The following is a 17,644-nucleotide window of genomic DNA, read 5'->3' on the forward strand; positions in this document are numbered from 1 at the left end:
CGCTCAGCCGAAGGTGAACACGTAGGCCTGCGCACCGGCATCGAGAAACTCGATCTCGAACAACCGGTCTTGCGCGTTCGACGCCTGCCGCACCAGCTGGTAAAGCCGCTGTGCGTCGACCGTGCCGTTGCCCTGCGCATCGGTGTCCGCGCCGTGGTCCGCCAGCGGCGGCTGGCCGTCGATTCGCACGCGAAAGCGCACCGGCTTGCCGTCGGCCGACGGGCCCAGCACCAGGTGCAGGTCGCGCGCGTGGAAGCGGTAGACGATGCGGCCGTTGGCATGGCCCAGCACGGCGCGCTCGCTGCCCACCGCCCACTCGCCGTCCAGCGCCCACTGGTTGGTGCGCAGCGACGCGGGCGCCTGGTACGCGCGTGCACGGTCGCTCGCGATGCCGCCCGGCGAAGCGAAGCCGTGCGCGCGCTCATAGCCCAGGTAGGTCTCGCCCGAGAGAGCCGGTGACGCGGCGGCCGCGGCCTGCGTGCCCTGGCCCTCCGGCGAAACGAATGCGCCGGGCGCGGCCGGCCCACCGGCCTCCGCCAGCAGCTGCTGGATGACCTGCTCCGACTGCGCGTACTTGCCTTCCCCGAACTGGTGATGGCGAATGCGCCCCTGCGCGTCGATGAAGTACAGCGCCGGCCAGTACTGGTTGCCGAAGGCGCGCCAGATGGCGTAGTCGCTGTCCACCGCCACCGGAAAGCCCACGCCCAGGTCCTGCGTGGCACGGCGCACGTTGGCCGGCTGCTTCTCGAAGGCGAATTCCGGCGTGTGCACGCCGACCACCACCAGGCCCGCGTCCTTGTACTTCTCGGCCCACGCGCGAACGTAGGGCAGGGCGCGCAGGCAGTTGATGCACGAGTAGGTCCAGAAGTCGACCAGCACCACCTTGCCGCGCAGGCCTTCGGGCGTGAGCGGCGCGGAGTTGATCCATTCGACGGCGCCGGTGAGCGGCGCGAAGCCGCCCTCGTCGGGCAGGGACAGCGCAGGCTTCTTCGGCGCGGGCTGCGCGGAAGTCGGCATCAGGCCACTGCGCTCGACGGCCCCCTGGGGCTGCGGCCTCTTCACATCGACCCGGTCCACGAGCGCCTTCTCCAGCGCAGAGGTGGTGCCGAAGGAAATCTGGCCGAGCAGGCCGGTGTCCAGCCCCAGCGCGATGGCGCCCACACCCGCCAGCACGGCCACGCCTGCCGCGCGCCGCACCCATTCGCCCGTGCGCAGCGAGCCCTTCATGGCCGCGAACAGCCGCCCGCCGAACAGCAGCGCCGCCGCCAGCGAGGTGCACGCTCCCGCCGCATAGGCGAGCAGCAACAGCGAGGTGCCGATGCTCGCGCCGTTCAGCGCCGCACCCGTCAGGATCAGCCCCAGGATCGGTCCCGCGCACGGCGCCCACAGCAGCCCCGTGCCCACGCCCAGCAGCAGCGGCGACCACACCGGCGCCGCTTCGCGTTCCGTGCCTGACAACCGGATGCCCAGCGCCACCAGCGGCCGGCTCAGCCGGTCGGCCAGCGATGGAAACAGCAGCGTCACGCCGAACACCGCCAGCAGCGCGATGGCCGCCTGGCGCCCGTAGTCGTTCAGCGTCACCACCCAGCCACCGCCCACGGCCGCCAGCGTGGCAACGGCCGCGAAGGCGAGCGCCATGCCCGCCAGCATGGGCAAGCCATGCGAGCGGAACGGGCGGTCGGCCCGTGCGAACACGAAAGGGAGCACCGGCAGGATGCACGGGCTCAGGATGGTGAGCACACCACCCAGGTAGGCAACGATGAGGAGCAGCATGGTGTAGTTCTCGGCAAGGGGTCGGCGGCGGAAGAAGCTCAGCCTTGCGGCGCGGCGCGAAGGTTCAGGCTGAGCCGGGCTTCCAGCCCGCCTTCGCCGCGGTTGCGCAGCGCCAGCTCCGCGCCCATCGCCATCGCCAGCTGGTGCGCAATCGCCAGGCCCAGGCCCGTGCCGCCGGTGCTGCGGTTGCGCGAGCCCTCCACGCGGTAGAAGGGCTTGAGCACGTGCTCCAGCTCGGCGGGCGGAATGCCCGGGCCGTTGTCGACCACGGCCAGCACCAGCCTGTCTGCGCCGGCATGCACCTGCAGGCGCACGTCGTCGCCGAACTTCAAGGCGTTGTCGATCAGGTTCATCAGGATGCGGCGCAGCGCGTTCGGCCGCGTCACGATGGGTTCGCCCACGCGGCCTTCCAGCCGCACCTGCTGGCCCGCGTCCTCGTAGTCGGCCAGCATGCTTTCGAACAGCGCGTCGGCGTCGATGCGCAAGGGCGGCTCGGTGGCGCCGTGCAGCGTGCGGGCGTAGGTCACGCCTTCGCGCACCAGGGCATGCATCGCGTCCAGGTCCTGACGGAACTTATGGCGGTCCGGCTCGCTGTCCATCAGGTCGGTGCGCAGCCGCATGCGCGTGATGGGCGTCTGCAGGTCGTGCGAGATGGACGCCAGGATTTCCACGCGCTCGGCCATGTAGCCCGCAATGCGCTTTTGCATCGCGTTGAAGGCGCGCGCCGCATGCTTCACCTCGGTGGGGCCTTCTTCCGCCAGCGGCTTGCCCTTCAGGTCGGGCCCCAGTTCGTCGGCCGCGTCGGCCAGCTGCGCCAGCGGCCGCGTCACCAGCCGCACCGCATGCCAGGCGCACACGGCCAGCACCAGCAGTTGCACCGCCAGCAGCCACATGACCCAGGTCGACACCGGCATGTCGACGCGGCGCGCATGCACGATCACGTCCGAGCCGTCCGACAGCCGCACCTGGATCTGCAGGCCCTGCGGCGGGTTGTCCACCTGCGCGACCTTGACGATGCGAAACGGCTGCATCGCATCGGCGATGGCCGTGGCGAACTGCTGCTGCAGCGGCGCGTCGGGCGGCATGCCTTGTGCGGCGCCACCGAGCGCGAAGCTGTAGTTGCGCCGCCCCAGCCGCGCGAGCCAGCCCGCGCGTTCGGCGGCAGGCAGGCGGTCGAGCAGCGCGACCGAGCTGGCAATGTCGCGTTCGATGCCCGTCATCATCAGCTCGCGCATCGCAATGCCGCGTTCGTAGCGCACGGCAGAAAAGGTCAGCAGCTGCGCGATGGCCAGTCCGACGACGATGATCAACGTCACGCGCGAGAACAGCGAGCGCGGAAGCCATCGGCGCAGGCCGAGGGGGGCGGGAAGGCTGGCGGTGATGGTGGGCATGGGCTGGTTTATAGACCCCGGTCCGGCCCATCGGGCGCCTCTTTGTATTGCAGTGTGTTGGCCGCGGCTTCAGACATGGAACATTACCCGGCAGCAGCGGCGTACGCGGCTCGCAGTCGCCGCTCGCTTTCCCCGCGCACGCACCGTGGCCCCGCGCCCCGCCGGATACACAGCCATACAAACGCGCGGATTCCCGGCACGGCGCGGGCTACATTGCGGCTTTCGCCCAAGCCAGCCCACCGCACGGCCGCCATGACCCTCCACACCTCCGACCACATCCTCATCGTCGACGACGACCGGGAGATCCGCGAGTTGCTCACCACCTACCTGGTCAAGAATGGCCTGCGCGTGGTGGCGGTGCCCACGGGACGGCACATGCGCGCGGCGCTGGAAGCGTCGGGCCCGTTCGACCTGATCATCCTGGACCTGATGCTGCCTGGCGAAGACGGACTCACGCTGTGCCGCGACCTGCGCACCGGCAAGTACAAGGCCACTCCTATCCTGATGCTTACCGCGCGCAGCGAGGAGGCCGACCGCATCCTGGGCCTGGAGATGGGCGCCGACGACTACCTGGCCAAGCCCTTCGCCGCGCGCGAGCTGCTGGCGCGCATGCGCGCGGTGCTGCGCCGCACGCGCATGCTGCCGCCGAACATGCGCTCGACGGAGTCGGCCTCGATGCTGGTTTTCGGCGAATGGCAGGTGGACACCACGGCGCGCCACCTGATCGACGACGCCGGCGTGATGGTGGCGCTCAGCGGTGCGGAGTACCGGTTGCTGCGCGTGTTCCTGGACCACCCGCAAAAGGTGCTGAGCCGCGACCAGTTGCTCAGCCTCACGCAGGGCCGCGAGGCCGAGCTGTTCGAACGTTCGATCGACCTGCTCGTGAGCCGGCTGCGCCAGCGTCTGCGTGACGTGGCGCGCGAGCCGCGCTACATCAAGACGGTGCGCAGCGAGGGCTACGTGTTCGCGTCGTCTGTCGAGGCGCTGGACTGACGCTGGCGCAGGCGTGCATCGGCGCGCGTGGTGATGCATTGGCAACTGACCGGGTTGCGCACTTCATGCGCGACGCCGCCTGCGAGGAACAGCAGGGCCAGCCATAGCTTCTTCATTTCGTTTGCTCCGCCAGCCGCGCCTGGATCTTCTTCTCGGTAACGCCATGGCTTCAGAGCGCGTGTCTACCTGTTCTCGGGGATGGATTCCTCCGACCGAAAAACACACACTCCGACACGTTTCGAAATTCACCTGATCTGAAGGCTTTTTCCATGTCCGCGCGCGTTCTCACCGATGGCATCTGTTCTCGAACTTTGCGCGCGAGCGCCGCCGGGCGCTCGTGGTCCGATCGAATGAGCAAGGCCGTGCTGGGCATCATGGTCGTCGGGCTGGCCTCCTGCGGTGGTGGTGGAGGAGGTGGCGCTGGAAGCGGTGGTTTCGCGTTCCCGATTTCTTCCGCATCGACAGCGACGGCCCCGGTCGAGCCCGCGCCCGCGCCGTCGGCAGCGTCTGGCGCGACTTACACCGTGAGCGGCAAAGTCAGCGGCCTGCTGGGCACCGGCCTGGTGTTGCAGAACAACGCCGGCGACGACCTCGCCATTGCTGCCGACGGCAGTTTCAGCTTTGCCACTGCGGTCCTCGGCGGCACGGGCTATGCGGTCACGGTCAAGAGCCAGCCGAAGATCCTCACCCGGGTCTGCACCGTCGTCAGCGGCACCGGCACCGTGGGCACTGCAGCCGTCGCCGACGTGGCGGTGAACTGTGCCGCGCCCGCAGCGCGCTTTGCCTACGTGACGAACTGGGACTCCAACAACCTCTTCGCCTACACCGTCGATGCCGACACCGGTGCCCTGGGAACGGTGCCCGGACCGATGCCGTCGACCGGGCGCAGGCCCGGCTACATGGCGGTGCACCCCACCGGTCGTTTCGCCTACGTACCCAACGAGGCCGACAACACCGTGTCGGCCTACACCGTCGATACGGTCACCGGCTTGCTCACTCCGCTGGCAGGGCCGCCGGTTGCCACAGGCGCTGGCCCCATGGCCGTGGTCGCGGAGCCGACGGGCCGCTTTGCCTACGTCACCGAAAGAGATGCCGACACCGTGTCGGCCTACGCCGTCGATGCCGGCACCGGCGCGCTCACGCGGCTGGCCGCGCCGGCGGTGGCCACAGGCAGATATCCGTCGCTCCTCGCCGTCGATCCACTGGGCCGCTTCGCCTACGTGGCGAACCTGGGGGACGTCAACTTGTCGGCCTATGCCATCGATGCCGGCACCGGCGTGCTCACCCCGCTGGCCGTGCCGACGGTGTCTACGGGGCCGGGGCCCAGCGCCGTCGCGTTGGACCCGAAGGGCCGATTCGCCTATGTGTCCAATTCGTTCTCCAACACCCTGTCCGCCTTCGCCATCGATGCCGGCACCGGCGCCTTGACGCCGATGGCCATGCCGAGCGCGGCCACGCTGAACTATCCCTCGTCGATCGCCGTGGATCCCTCGGGCCGGTTCGCCTACGTGGTCAACGGCAGCTCGAACACCGTGTCGGCCTACACCCTCGATGCCGGCAGCGGCGCGCTGAGCCCCGTGGCCGGACCGCCTGTGGCCGTAAGGAGTTCTCCGACTTCCATCGCCGTGGACCCCACCGGTCGATTCGCCTACGTGACGAATTCCGTCTCCAAAGACATATCGACTTTCAACATCGACGCCCGCACCGGCGTCTTGAGCCCGATGGCCGTGCCGACCGTGGCGACCGGAGGCGTCCAGCCCCAGTTCCTGGTCTTGTCCAGGTAGTCATCGGCTCGGGCAACCCGAGCCGCCAGGGAGCCGGTGCACCCACCAGTGCCGCACGCCAGGGTGAACGCCGCCCGGAAGGTCGATAGCGCTTGAGATACAGTCGCGAACCTTCCGCCCCCACGACGTATCACCCGAGTGAAACTTAGAAAATCTGTCAATAGCCTGGTTTTTCGGCTGATTGTGATGGGCTTGGTGATGGCGCTCGTGGGAACCGCCGCCAGCTATTTCCAGCTCAGCCGCTTCCTGCGCCAGGACTTGACGGAATCGGTGGCGACGCAGCAGACGGCCCTGGCCGGCTACGTGGCCCGCGACATCGACAACTACCTGGGCGAGCGGCTGCTGTTCCTCGAGCGCCTGGCCGCAGCCCTGCCGCCCGACCTTCTCTCGCAGCCCGGGCAGCTGCGTGCATGGCTGCAAGACCGCAGCGCGCTAAGCCCCGTGTTCCCGCTCGGCCTGATGGTGGCGGACGTTTCCGGCCAGCGGCTCGACGGCGCCGGACCGCTGCCGGTCGGCGGCGCGGAATTCACCGGCGCCCTGGCGGGGCGTTCCAGCCTGGGCCGTGCGCAGGCCGTGCCCGTCACGCAGCATTCGGTGCTGCCCATGGCCACGCCGGTGCGCAACGCCGCCGGCCAGGTCGTCGCGGTGCTGGCGGCCACCGCCGACCTGTCGGCCGATGGGCTGCTCGAGCATCTGCAGCGCGGGCGCGTGGGGCCGGCCGGCGGCATTCTGGTGGTGTCGCCGCGCGACCGGCTCTTCGTGGCCTCGACTGACATTTCGATGTCGCTCACGCCCACCCCGCCGGTCGGCGTGAACCTGCTGCACGACCGCGCCATGGAGGGCTATCGCGGCAGCGGGACCACGCGCAATGCCAAGGGCATCGACGAAATCTCGGCCATCGCCTCGGTGCCGACCAGCGGCTGGTTCGTGGTGGCGCGGCTGCCCGTGGCGCAAGCGCTGGCACCCGTGGGGCGCATGCAGCGCTTCATCCTGCAGCAGCGCGCGCCGGCCGTGCTGGGCGTGCTCATCGTGATCGGCTTCGTGCTGGTCTGGCTGCTGCGCCCGCTGCTGCGCGCCGCCGACCAGGCCGACCGCATGACCCGCGGCGAACTCCCGCTCACGCCGCTGCGGGTGGTGCGCAACGACGAAATAGGGCACCTCACGCAGGCCTTCAACCGGCTGCTCGCCAAGCTGGTCGACAACCAGGCGGCGCTGGCGCGCCTGGCCCACCATGACAGCCTCACGGGCCTGCCCAACCGCAAGCTGCTGGACGACAGGCTGCAGCAAACGCTGGTGCGGGCCAAGCGCAAAGCCAGCCAGGTCGCAGTGCTGTACCTCGACCTGGACGGCTTCAAGAACCTCAACGACACCCTGGGCCACGAGGCGGGCGACGAGGCCCTGCGCGAAATTGCGCGCCGGCTGCTCGGCCTGGTGCGCGAGACCGACACGGTGGCGCGCATGGGCGGCGACGAGTTCGTGCTGCTGGCCGCCGATTTCGAAGAGCCGGCGGACAGTGCCGCGCTGGCATTGGCGCAAAGGTGCATCGATGCGATCGCGCGGCCGTTGCTGCTGCGGCACTCGGGCACCGTCATCGGCGTATCGATCGGCATCGCGCTCGGCGGCGGCGACGAAACCCCGCAAGACCTGCTTGCCGCGGCGGACAAGGCCATGTACCAGGCCAAGCAGAACGGACGCGGCAGCTACGTGGTCGCGGCGCAGCTGCCGGCCATGCGGCTGGTGCCAGGCGCGTTGCGCGCGTAGCTCGGCGCCAGCGGGTTGCTTGCAACCGGGGGCGATGCGGTGAAGGCGTGCCGTCCGACGCGGCGCCGCAGGCGCGCGCGATAAGGTTCGGCATCCACCACCGGAGCACCGCACATGCCCAGAACCCTGCGACACCTTCTTGCCCGCCCGCCGCTGCACATGGCGCTGGGCGTGCTGGCCGCATTCCTGATGACGGGCTGCGCCGTGTCGCCGCCCACCATCACGCCGGTGAAGCAGGTCGACCTGCAGCGCTTCATGGGCGACTGGTACGTCATTGGAAACATCCCCACGCGGCCGGAGCGCAACGCGTTCAACGCGGTGGAGTCGTACAGCCTGAAGCCCGACGGCAGCATCGACACGCGCTTTCGCTACCGCGAAGGCGGCTTCGACGGTCCGCTGAAAACCATGAACCCCACGGGCACCGTGGTGCCGGGCACCGCCAACGCGGTGTGGGGCATGCAGTTCATCTGGCCGATCAAGGCGGAGTACGTGATCGTGGACATCGACCGCGACTACCAGCTCACGATCGTCGGCCGCAGCGACCGCGACTACGCCTGGATCATGGCGCGCACGCCGACCATTCCGGAGCCGCGCTACCAGGCCGCGGTCACGCAGCTGAAGACGCTGGGCTATTCGGTCGACAACCTGCGCCGCGTGCCGCAGCAGTGGCCGGAAGACGCGGACGCGGCGCGCGCGAAGTAATTCGCAAGCAATCCGCAGCCGCGCCGGTTTGCCCGGGCGCTAGATGTGCAGTGCCGCCAGCACGCCGATGGCCAGCCCGGCCACGGCCACGCCGAACATGCCGCGCTCCAGCCATTTCTTCTTGGTGAGCAGCGCCATCGCGGCCAGCGCGATCGACACCTGCAGCACGGTGGTGGCCTGCGCCCAGCGGTGGTGCTGGTGCATCTGCTCTTCGGACTGCGCGTCCCAGCGGTTCGACTCGTCTTCCAGCTTGCGGGCGGCGGCCTGGATGTCGGTCTTTTCCTGCTCGTAGCGCGCCACCTTCACCTGCCAGCCCTGCCGGCGGCCGTCGTCGGTGGCGGTGTCGCGCGCGAACTCGGCCAGCGCCTGCTTGGTGCTTTTCGACTGGAAGTAATTCCACTGGTTCGACGCTTCGGTCTTCTTGATGGCGGCGTTGTTCTTGTAGAGGCCGGCGTTGGCCTGGGTGGCCCCGCCCATGTACGAAAAGATGGCGCCCACGGTGGCGATCACGGCGGTGCACACCGCGATCTTGCTGGTCATGCTCATGCCGCCGCCTTCGCCCTGCGTGGTGTCGCCGCCGGCGCCATGGCCGTCGCCATGCCCTGCGGAGGCTGCGTGTTCGAGTTCGTGATCGTGCGGGCCGTGCACGTGAAAACCATGTCCTGACATGAGGTCCTTCGATGTATTTATAAATTTCGGGCGCGCGCGAGTATGCCCGGTCTTCATGACCGGGCGGCCGATGCGCGTGCGTCGAGGACCCGGCCCGCGGGCTTCACTGAAGAGGCCGGTTTCAGGCCATCGGCGGTGTGGCGTCGCCTTGCGCGCGGCGGGCAGCCAGTGCCCGAAGAAGCACGCGCAGCCTCAGCAGCGTCCTGCGCGCCTGGGTCTGCCAGGTCGCGCTGCGGGGCCTGGGGGGCGCCAGCCGCAGCGGAAGCGGCATGTGCTCGGAGTCGGGCGCGTTCGGGCCGAACGGGTCCTGCTTCATGGCGTGGGCGATCCGCACGAGCCGCATCGACGCCCCGGGTTCGTGGCGGCGCAGGGCCTCCACTTCTTCGGCATAGCTCTCGGTCAGGCGCGCCCACCTCGAGAAGTCATGTCCTGACGTTGCAGCTTCGCGGTTCATCCTGAACCTTTCCTTGTTGATCATTCGCGCCGGGAGGCGGGCCTCGGCGGTGACCCACTCCAGGTTCAGGCGCCTGAGTGATCTATCGGAAAGTCCAGCGATATCTTTAGTACGAAGCCCTTCTTTTTTTTTTTTGGAGTGCCGGGCTAGATCTTCAGTGCCGGGAACGACTTGACCAGGTCGTCCAGCGCCTTCAGCTGGGTCAGGAAGGGCTCCAGCTTGTCCAGCGGCAGGGCGCTCGGGCCGTCGCACTTGGCCTGTGCCGGGTCGGGGTGTGCCTCCAGGAACAGGCCGGCCAAGCCCACCGCCATGCCGGCGCGCGCCAGGTCGGCCACCTGCTCGCGGCGCCCGCCGGAGGCCGCGGCACCGGCTTCGCGCTGCTGCAGCGCATGGGTCACGTCGAAGATCACCGGCAGGTCCTGCGTGATCTTCTTCATCACGCCGAAGCCCAGCATGTCGACCACCAGGTTGTCGTAGCCGAAGCAGGTGCCGCGGTCGCAAAGAATGAGCTTGTCGTTGCCCGCTTCCTTGAACTTCTCCACGATGTTGAGCATCTGCGAGGGGCTCAGGAACTGGGGCTTCTTGATGTTGATGACGCGGCCCGTCCTGGCCAGCGCAACCACCAGGTCGGTCTGCCGCGCCAGGAAGGCCGGCAACTGCAGCACGTCGACCACCTCGGCCACCGGGGCGGCCTGGGCGATTTCGTGCACGTCGGTGAGCACCGGCACGCCGAAGGTGTCCTTCACGGCCTGCAGGATCTTCAGGCCCTCGTCCAGCCCGGGGCCGCGGTACGAGTGGATGGACGAGCGGTTGGCCTTGTCGAAGCTGCCCTTGAACACATAGGGAATGCCCAGCTTCTTGGTGACGCGCACGTACGCTTCGGCGCTGCGCAGCGCCAGGTCGCGAGACTCCAGCACGTTGACGCCGCCGAAGAGAACGAACGGGCCGCTGTTGCTGACGGCGACTTGGGGGCTGATGGTGACGGTGGACAAGGTTTTCTCCAGGCTGTTTGCCTCTATTGTCCGTCCGCTTGAATTGCCGCCCTTTGCCGCCCTTTGCCGACCTTTGCTGCCGGGCTCGCAGCCGCGTGCTACTTCTTGCGGGGCGGCGGCGTGGTGGCCTTGACGGCCGGTTCACCGCCGTCTTCGCGATAGCGCAGCTGGTTGCCGACCCGGCTGGGGTACTTCAGCGCATCCATCGACCCGGCGCGACCCGTGAACGGCAGCATTTCGCTGCCCGTGTACGTTTCGCGGCGCAGGGGAGGCCGGGGGCCCACGGTGGGCTGCGGCGTCGTGACGCCCTGCTCGTCGTGCGCCCGCAGCGCCTCGCGCCCCTGGGCGGTGATCGTGTGCAGATGGCTCGGCGTTCCATCGTGCCGGGGGCTGGAAACCTCGCGCACGTAGCCCTGTGCGCGCAGCTCGGCCAGGTCGTCGGAGACCGGTCTGCCCAGGCTCTGGCCGATGGCGATGCCGAGCGACAGGTCCATGCGGGCCACCGCGCGCAGAACGGCAAGATGGTCCGGGGTGAGGGATGCGGGGGATGGGAGAGTCATCTCGCATTCTCCACGGATCGCGTCACAAAGCGAAATCAGGGCACTGTCAGGTGGTCAGCGTGCCTTGCGCAGGCCCGCTGCCCAGCACCTGCTGCGCCGCGGCCTCGAGCCGTTCGGCCACCGCGTTCAGGAGGGCGTCCGCGAAGCCGCCGGTGGCCCGGGCCTCCTTGCGCGCGCTGGTCACCACCCGCGGCTTGGCGCTCCAGGCCACGGTCGCGCCCGACGCCACCAGCGAAGCGACAAAGGCCACGTCCTCGCTGCACGCCAGAAAACGGAACCCGCCCGCGCGCCGGTACGCGGCGGCGGTCACGCCCAGGTTGGCGCCGTGCACATGGGAATGGCCATCGCTGTCGGTGTAGGTCTGCTGAAAATGCCATTGCAGCAACGGTGCGTTGGCGCCATGCGACGCCCAGTCTTCCACGCCCACCGTGCCGCACACGGCATCGGCCTGAAGCGAGAGTTGGTCGACCAGCCACGACGGCGAAGCGACCGTGTCCGCATCGGTGAACGCGAGCCAGCGCGCCCCGCGGACCAACAGCGCCTCGGCACCCACCGCGCGGGCCATGCCCACGTTGCGGGCGCGAATGCTCAGCGTCGATGCGCCGCCGGCTGCCGCGAGAACACCCGTGGCGTCGGTGCAGGCGTCGAGCACGACGGCGATCTCCACAGGCTCGTGCTGCAGATCGGGGTGGCGCGCAGCAGCCCGCAGCGCGTTCAGGCAAGCGGTGATGGCGGCTTCTTCATTGTGGGCAGGAACGACGATGCCGATCATGGGATGCTCTCTTTGTCGGGCGGGGTGGCTGTGGAGGAAGCTTCAACGTACAGACACCCCATGGGGGCTGCGTCGGAGAACACGGGCGGCTTGTGTAGGGCGCGCACGTAGGCACGGGTACGAAGTGCCGACTACTCGTCGCACGCCCGCACACGGACGCCCCTTGAAGAGGCTTGCGGCGCAGGCGCTGTCAAAAGAGTTGCCGACACTCGAACAGCAGGCCGCCGCGAGCTAAGTGCGCCAACGCACGGACCAGCGGTGCTGTCAGGCGTAACGTGCGCTCGGGGAAGTGTTGCCGCACCACACAAAGGCTCGCATGCCGCTCGACTACCTTCGCAAGATTGAACACGTGGGACTGCCGCTGCTCGTCGACGACGAGAACGACATCCGCTGCATTGCCGTGCTGCTTGCTGCCGGCCTGCTGGACGCCGCGGTGCCGCCGCCCTCCGCGGGCGGAGAAGCCGACGGCGTGCAGTTGCCGGCCGTCGTGAAGAAGATCACGCCGCTCGGACGGGCCGAACTGAGTCGGCGCGGCGGGCCTCAGGGCCCCGGCCATGACGCGTTGAAACCGTCGGGCCCGCCGGCTGCCAGCCCCTGAAACCCTGGCGGGTCAGAGGCTGCGACCCTTCAGCCGATGCGCACGGGCGCCGATCCCCCGGCCGAAGCCGTCGGCCCGTGCTGCAGCGCCACGGGCAGGCGGTCGTCCAGCCAGTCCATGCGCCAGGCCAGCACCGCCACCGCGAGCGCCAGCACCGCCGCCGCGGCAAAGCCTGTGGCGCCGTGCCGGTCGCGGTACGGGTCGCGGGCGATGCGCCGGGCGCCCGGCGGCACACGGGCGGTCTGCGACAGCATGCCGCCCAGTCGCACGTTGACCTTCATTCGCCCGTTGATGGCCCAGCCGCTCGCGTCCAGGATCGGGCCCAGGCTGCGCTGGCGCAGCTTGAGCCAGGCAATCAGCATGCTCGGCCCCGAGATCGCCAGCACGATGCCCAGCAACGCCACCGGTATCCATTGCCCCAGGTCGACGAACTTGCCGAAGACGGCCACCAGCACCGCGCTGATGCTCCCCAGCGCCACGCCGATGGCGGCCACCGTGCCCACGTCGATCTTGCTGGCGGCGCGGGGCAGGGCGCTCGGCACCTTCACCGCGTCGGTGGCGGCGGCCTGGTCTGCGGTGGTCAGCCGGGTCGCGAAGCTCGTCAGGCTGCCCTGGCCTACGGCCTCCTGCGCCGCGGCGCGCTTGGCCACCTGTTCCTCGATGACGCGCACGAACTTCTTGTAGGGCGCGAAGAAGGCCTGCGCCACGCTGGTCGGGTTCTCGATCAGCTTGGTGATGGTGGCGTCCCAGTCGCGGCCCTGGCGGTCGTAGAACACGCCGTTGCGCCCGACGAACAGGAAGTCGATGTCGCCCGCGGTGAACGCCGCGACGATGCTCATCTTCGCGCCCTGGCGCGTGCAGTCGCAGTACGCCAGGCAGGTCTTGGCCAGGCCCGCCAGCACGGCGTGCTTCGCGGTGTCCTGCACCTGCACCGTGAGCTCGCAGCTGCGCCCGTCCAGGTACAGCGTGCCGGCCTGGAAGATCGCGCCATCGCGGCTGTAGAAAGCCTTGAAAGACACGAAGTTGTTCAGCAGCACGACCAGATCGCGCTGCAGCCGGATGAGCTTTTCCAGGTCGACCAGCAGCGCGTTGTGTTCTTCGGCCGCCTCGTCGTCGCTGATGAGGGCCAGCAGGGGCTCGCGCGTTCGCAGCAACGCGTCGAGCTTGTCCAGCGGGAGCGCGGCGGCCCAGTTGCCGGGGCGCTGGGCCATCAGCGCCTGCAGCGGCGAGAGCGTGCCCTTGATGGCCAGCCAGTCGGCCTCGGCAAGCGCTTCGCGCAGGCCGAGCAGCGGCGTCACCGTGCGTTCGTTGAAGACGCCGATGGCCTCGGCCCAGGCGGGGTTCAGGCTGGTGCCGTGCAGCGTCAGCACGCACCGGGGCGTGACGGGCGCCAGCGGCAGGTCGGCGATGGGCTCGGCCTGCAGGTCGAGCGTCTTGGCGCCGAGTTCGTCGTAGGCCTTGGGGGACGGGTTCAGGGCGGTCACGGCCTGCACGTCGAAGGCAGCCACGCGGCAGCGCGCGAAGAAGTCGTCGAGCTTGGCCTGCACCTTGTTCGCCGCATCGGCGGCCGCCAGCGTGGCGTCGCCCAAAGGCATGAGCGTGGCGTTGCCCGCGTCGGCTTGCGCATGCCAGTCGCGCGCCACCTGCACTTCGGCAAAGAAAGTCTCGGCGCGTGCACGGTCGATGCCCGGCGTCGCCTTGTGGCGGTCGGGCACGCTCCCGTGGACATGCATCACCTGCTCGACCGTGGCGCGCACCGCGTCGTCCTGCGCCGTTTCAGGCGTGACGATGCCGTCGCCGTTGAAGCGCATGGCCGCCAGCAACTCACCGCGATCGGCAATGTCGGCCAAGGTGAGCGTGGCCGCGTCGGGCTTGCCCTGGATCGCCAGCAGGCGGCGTGCTTCGTCCCGCAGGCGCGCACCGTCGGGGCTGCTGTCGTCGAGTTCGTCGAGCGTGAGCACGTCGCTGCCCTTCAGCAGCACGTCGGGGTTGCGCAACCTCGCGCACACCCACTGGCAGGCGGCCACGACTTCGGGCGGACGCACCCGCCCATCCTTGTCGGTGTCGATCAGGTCGAGCGTGCGCGCATCGAAGTCGATGCCGCGCGTGGGGCAGGCCAGCGCGACCCAGAGCTTCTGGTCGAGTTCGCCGACGCGGGCGATGTCTTCGCCCGTGCGAAACACCACCTGGTCGGTGCCGCCCGCACGGATGAACTGCCACCGGTGCGGGGTGGTGGGGAGGGGAGCGAGGGTTCGGCTGTCGGCGGCTTTGGGGTTCGTTCGCGTCGTCGCTGGCGTCATCGTCGGCGGCCCTTACCCGAAGCGCCTCAGACCGCGACCTTCTTGTGTTCGCCCATGTCCTTGGGCGGCTCGCCGGTGACGGCGGCCTTGGCCATCTTGTAGAGCTGCACCATCTTGCTGTCGTCCACGTCCCAGTACTCGGCGTCCGCCACGGTCACGGCCAACAGGCCGAGGTTGGGGTCGGTCGGGCCGTTGGGGAACCAGGCCTGTGCCATCTTGGTGAACAGGGCTTCCTTCTTCGCCTGGTCTTCCAGCAGCGCTGCGCTGCCCGACACCGACACGTAGCTGTCGGCATCGGTGTTGGCATAGGCGACGTTCACGACCGGGTCGCTGGCCACGTGGCGCGCGATTTCGCCATTCTTCGGCACGAAGAAGTACAAGGTGCCGGCTTCGTCGCCGTCCTTGTTCTGCGTGGTGAGCGGGTGGCTGTGCAACTGGCCGTCGCCGTGGCGATGGGTCAGCATGCCGAAACGGGTGTCCTTGATCAGCTCCCAGAGCTTGCTTTGGTCGTTGGTGGTGCTCGTCATGTCGGATGCTCCAGAGTCTGGTGGTTTGGTACTGAAGGCTTGACCGTAAGGCCGCCAATGCGACGGCCTTGAGGACACACACCCCACGGGCGTGTCGTCCGGCGCCGACACATGCACTTCACCCCTGGCGTGCCTGCAGCCCCAGCACCTTGTCCAGCGTGAGCGGGTAATCGCGAATGCGCACGCCGGTCGCGTTGTAGACCGCATTGGCCACTGCCGCGCCCGCGCCGCAGATGCCCAGTTCGCCCACGCCCTTGATCTTCAGCGGGTTGGTCTTGTCGTCCACCTCGTCGAGGAACAAGGCCTCCACGGCGGGAATGTCCGCATGCGAGGGCACGTGGTATTCGGCCAGGTCGTGGTTCACGAAAGCACCGTGCCGCGTGTCGACCACCGCGTCCTCGAACAGCGCGGAGCCCACGCCCCAGATCATGGCGCCCGTCGCCTGGCTGGTGGCGGTCTTCATGTTCAAGATGCGGCCCGCCGCGAACACGCCCAGCATGCGGCGCAGGCGAACCTCTCCGGTGTCGATGTCGACCGCCACTTCGGCGAAATGCGCGCCGTAGGCCTGTTGCGAGAACTTCTTCGACATATCGCCCTTCTTGATCTGCCCCTCGGCGCGCAGGCCGATGGTGCCTGCCAGCGCACCCAGCGTTTCGCTGCGCCCGCCAGCCATGGCGCGGCCTTCGGCAAACATCACGTCGGCCGGCTTGGCGTTCATGCGCCGCGCAATCTGCTCGCGCAGGTGCGTGCACGCGTCGAACAGGGCGGAGCCCGCGCTCGCCGCACCCCACGAACCGCCCGAGCCGGGCGTTGCAGGGAAGTCGCTGTCGCCCAGTTCGATGCGCACCTTGTCCAGCGGCAGGCCGAGCATTTCCGCGGCGATCTGCGTGAACACGGTGTAGCTGCCGGTGCCGATGTCGGTCATGGCCATGCGCGCCGTGAGCACGCCCTGGCGGTCGAGCGACACCGCGCATTTGGCGTCCATCAGCAGGTTGCTGCGAATGGCGGCGGCAAAGCCCAGGCCGATCTGCCAGCGTCCCTCGCGCACCGCGCCCGGCGCCGCATTGCGCCGGTTCCAGCCGAAGCGCTCGGCGCCTTCGTCCATGCAGCGCAGCAGCTGGCGGGTGGAAAAGGGAATGTTCTTCTCCGGGTCCATGGCGGGTTCGTTGCGCCGGCGCAGCTCGATGGGGTCGAGCTTGAGCTTTTCGGCCAGCTCGTCCATGGCCTGCTCCAGCGCCAGCATGCCCACCGCTTCGCCCGGCGCGCGGGTGGAGTCCGAAATCGGCAGGTCCAGCTTCACCACGCGGTGCGTGGTGAGCCGGTGGGGGGCGGCATAGAGCGTGCGCGTCTGCGTGCTGGCGGTTTCATAGAAGTTGTCGAAACGCGCGCTGTGCGACAGCGAGTCGTGCCCGATGGCCGTGAGCTTGCCTTGCGCCGTTGCGCCCAGGCGCACGCGCTGCACGGTCTGGCTGCGGTGCGTGGTGAAGTGAAACATCTGCTGGCGCGTGAGCGCGGTCTTCACCGGGCGCTTGAGTTCCCGCGCAGCCATGGCCGAGAGCATCACGTCGCCGTAGACAGGCAGCTTGCCTCCGAAGCCGCCGCCGATGTAGCGGCTCACGATGCGCACCTTCGAAGGCGGGATCTGCAACGTGTTGGCCACGGCGTTCTGCGCGCTTTCCAGCAACTGGGCCCCGCAGTGCACCGTCACCTTGTCGCCGGTCCACCACGCGGTGGTGGCGTGCGGCTCCATCTGCGCGTGGATGTGGGTGGGCGTGGTGTAAGTGGCGTCGATCTGCACGGGCGCGCGGGCGAAGGCCGGCTCGAAGTCGCCGACGCGGCTGTCGGCCTTCTGCTGCTCGTCGTCCTCGGGTTTCTCGGCCTTGCCTTGCGCGGCGGCCATGTCGAACTCGCCGGGCTCCGCCTCGTAGCGAATGCGCACCAGCCTGGCGGCCGCGCGTGCCGTCTCGAAGCTCTCGGCCACCACGAAGGCGACCGCCTCGCCGTAGTAGCGCACGCGGTCGCTCGCCAGTTGCGGCGACGAACGCGCGAAACGGTCCTTGGCGTCCACGGGGCCCCAGGCGCCTTGCCTGGGCGCATTGCGGTGAGTCATGACCATCAGCACGCCGGGCGCGGCCTCGGCGGCCGCAGCGTCGATGTCAGCGACGCGGCCTTTGGCAATGGTGGCCTCCACGATGAAGCCGTAGGCGGGCGGGCCGGGTGCCTCCTGCACTTCGTAGGCATAGGGCGCCTTGCCGGTCACCTTGAGGCGGCCGTCGACGCGGTCGATGGGCTTGCCGATGAAGCCGCCGCGGTTCTCGTCGATCGGGTTGCGGGCGGAGGGGGCGTTCATTTCCATGGGGTCGTCTCC

General features: G+C 69.0%; 16 protein-coding genes. 5 read left to right on the forward strand and 11 right to left on the reverse strand.

All coding sequences use genetic code 11. The features are described 5' to 3' along the window. Positions 1-3 precede the first annotated feature (3 nt). Together ACSFA5_RS32210 and ACSFA5_RS32215 are read right to left on the reverse strand one after the other, a co-directional pair. On the reverse strand, positions 4-1,773 hold the full coding sequence (locus tag ACSFA5_RS32210; protein ID WP_435448114.1) for a cytochrome c biogenesis protein DipZ: 1,770 nt from the start codon (positions 1,771-1,773) through the stop codon (positions 4-6). Positions 1,774-1,811: 38 nt separating this feature from the next. Then, positions 1,812-3,164: an ATP-binding protein gene (locus ACSFA5_RS32215; protein WP_435448115.1), complete on the reverse strand. Its 1,353-nt coding sequence runs from the start codon at positions 3,162-3,164 to the stop codon at positions 1,812-1,814. A 252-nt stretch (positions 3,165-3,416) separates the two neighbouring features. Here ACSFA5_RS32215 and ACSFA5_RS32220 point away from each other — a divergent pair, with 252 nt between their 5' ends. After that, complete coding sequence (locus ACSFA5_RS32220) at positions 3,417-4,157, forward strand: response regulator (protein ID WP_435448116.1); 741 nt, start codon at positions 3,417-3,419, stop codon at positions 4,155-4,157. Here ACSFA5_RS32220 and ACSFA5_RS32225 read toward each other — a convergent pair. Beyond that, on the reverse strand, positions 4,121-4,273 hold the full coding sequence (locus ACSFA5_RS32225; RefSeq protein ID WP_435448117.1) for a hypothetical protein: 153 nt from the start codon (positions 4,271-4,273) through the stop codon (positions 4,121-4,123). The genes ACSFA5_RS32220 and ACSFA5_RS32225 overlap by 37 nt on opposite strands. 234 nt (positions 4,274-4,507) lie before the next feature. Here ACSFA5_RS32225 and ACSFA5_RS32230 point away from each other — a divergent pair, with 234 nt between their 5' ends. From ACSFA5_RS32230 to ACSFA5_RS32240, 3 genes are all read left to right on the forward strand, one after another. Next, positions 4,508-5,941, forward strand: coding sequence for a lactonase family protein (locus tag ACSFA5_RS32230; RefSeq protein WP_435448118.1), 1,434 nt, complete (start codon positions 4,508-4,510; stop codon positions 5,939-5,941). Between the two features lie 198 nt (positions 5,942-6,139). Then, complete coding sequence (locus ACSFA5_RS32235; RefSeq protein WP_435448119.1) at positions 6,140-7,702, forward strand: diguanylate cyclase domain-containing protein; 1,563 nt, start codon at positions 6,140-6,142, stop codon at positions 7,700-7,702. 114 nt (positions 7,703-7,816) lie between these two features. Then, positions 7,817-8,404, forward strand: coding sequence for a lipocalin family protein (locus ACSFA5_RS32240; protein ID WP_435448120.1), 588 nt, complete (start codon positions 7,817-7,819; stop codon positions 8,402-8,404). A gap of 39 nt (positions 8,405-8,443) precedes the next feature. Here ACSFA5_RS32240 and ACSFA5_RS32245 read toward each other — a convergent pair whose 3' ends face one another. The 5 genes from ACSFA5_RS32245 to ACSFA5_RS32265 form a co-directional block, all read right to left on the reverse strand. Next, a complete protein-coding gene (locus tag ACSFA5_RS32245; protein ID WP_435448121.1) occupies positions 8,444-9,073 on the reverse strand; it encodes a DUF4337 domain-containing protein in 630 nt (209 codons plus the stop codon). Positions 9,074-9,194: 121 nt separating this feature from the next. Next, positions 9,195-9,527: a hypothetical protein gene (locus ACSFA5_RS32250; RefSeq protein WP_435448122.1), complete on the reverse strand. Its 333-nt coding sequence runs from the start codon at positions 9,525-9,527 to the stop codon at positions 9,195-9,197. Positions 9,528-9,673: 146 nt separating this feature from the next. After that, on the reverse strand, positions 9,674-10,519 hold the full coding sequence (kdsA, locus tag ACSFA5_RS32255; protein WP_435448123.1) for a 3-deoxy-8-phosphooctulonate synthase: 846 nt from the start codon (positions 10,517-10,519) through the stop codon (positions 9,674-9,676). Between the two features lie 98 nt (positions 10,520-10,617). Next, positions 10,618-11,079: a MarR family transcriptional regulator gene (locus ACSFA5_RS32260; protein WP_435448124.1), complete on the reverse strand. Its 462-nt coding sequence runs from the start codon at positions 11,077-11,079 to the stop codon at positions 10,618-10,620. Between the two features lie 46 nt (positions 11,080-11,125). Further along, entirely contained in the window at positions 11,126-11,851 is a 726-nt protein-coding gene (locus tag ACSFA5_RS32265) for a glycosyltransferase family 2 protein (RefSeq protein WP_435448125.1), read from the reverse strand. A 316-nt stretch (positions 11,852-12,167) separates the two neighbouring features. Here ACSFA5_RS32265 and ACSFA5_RS32270 point away from each other — a divergent pair, with 316 nt between their 5' ends. After that, the gene (locus ACSFA5_RS32270) at positions 12,168-12,449 is read left to right on the forward strand and encodes a hypothetical protein (RefSeq protein ID WP_435448126.1); all 282 of its coding nucleotides are present in this window, start codon (positions 12,168-12,170) and stop codon (positions 12,447-12,449) included. Between the two features lie 29 nt (positions 12,450-12,478). Here the strand turns inward: ACSFA5_RS32270 and ACSFA5_RS32275 are convergent, their stop codons facing one another. The 3 genes from ACSFA5_RS32275 to ACSFA5_RS32285 all read right to left on the reverse strand — a co-directional run bounded on the left by ACSFA5_RS32275 (position 12,479) and on the right by ACSFA5_RS32285 (position 17,632). After that, positions 12,479-14,749 carry a hypothetical protein gene (locus ACSFA5_RS32275; protein WP_435448127.1) on the reverse strand — a complete coding sequence of 757 codons (2,271 nt, stop codon included), beginning with the start codon at positions 14,747-14,749 and terminating at the stop codon, positions 12,479-12,481. Positions 14,750-14,775: 26 nt separating this feature from the next. Then, entirely contained in the window at positions 14,776-15,276 is a 501-nt protein-coding gene (locus ACSFA5_RS32280) for a pyridoxamine 5'-phosphate oxidase family protein (RefSeq protein WP_435448128.1), read from the reverse strand. Between the two features lie 118 nt (positions 15,277-15,394). Beyond that, positions 15,395-17,632 (reverse strand): molybdopterin cofactor-binding domain-containing protein, encoded by a 2,238-nt coding sequence (locus ACSFA5_RS32285; protein WP_435448129.1) that lies wholly within the window; start codon positions 17,630-17,632, stop codon positions 15,395-15,397. Positions 17,633-17,644 lie beyond the last annotated feature (12 nt).

It is taken from the genome of Variovorax monticola (assembly GCF_051216855.1).
Lineage (GTDB): Bacteria > Pseudomonadota > Gammaproteobacteria > Burkholderiales > Burkholderiaceae_C > Variovorax.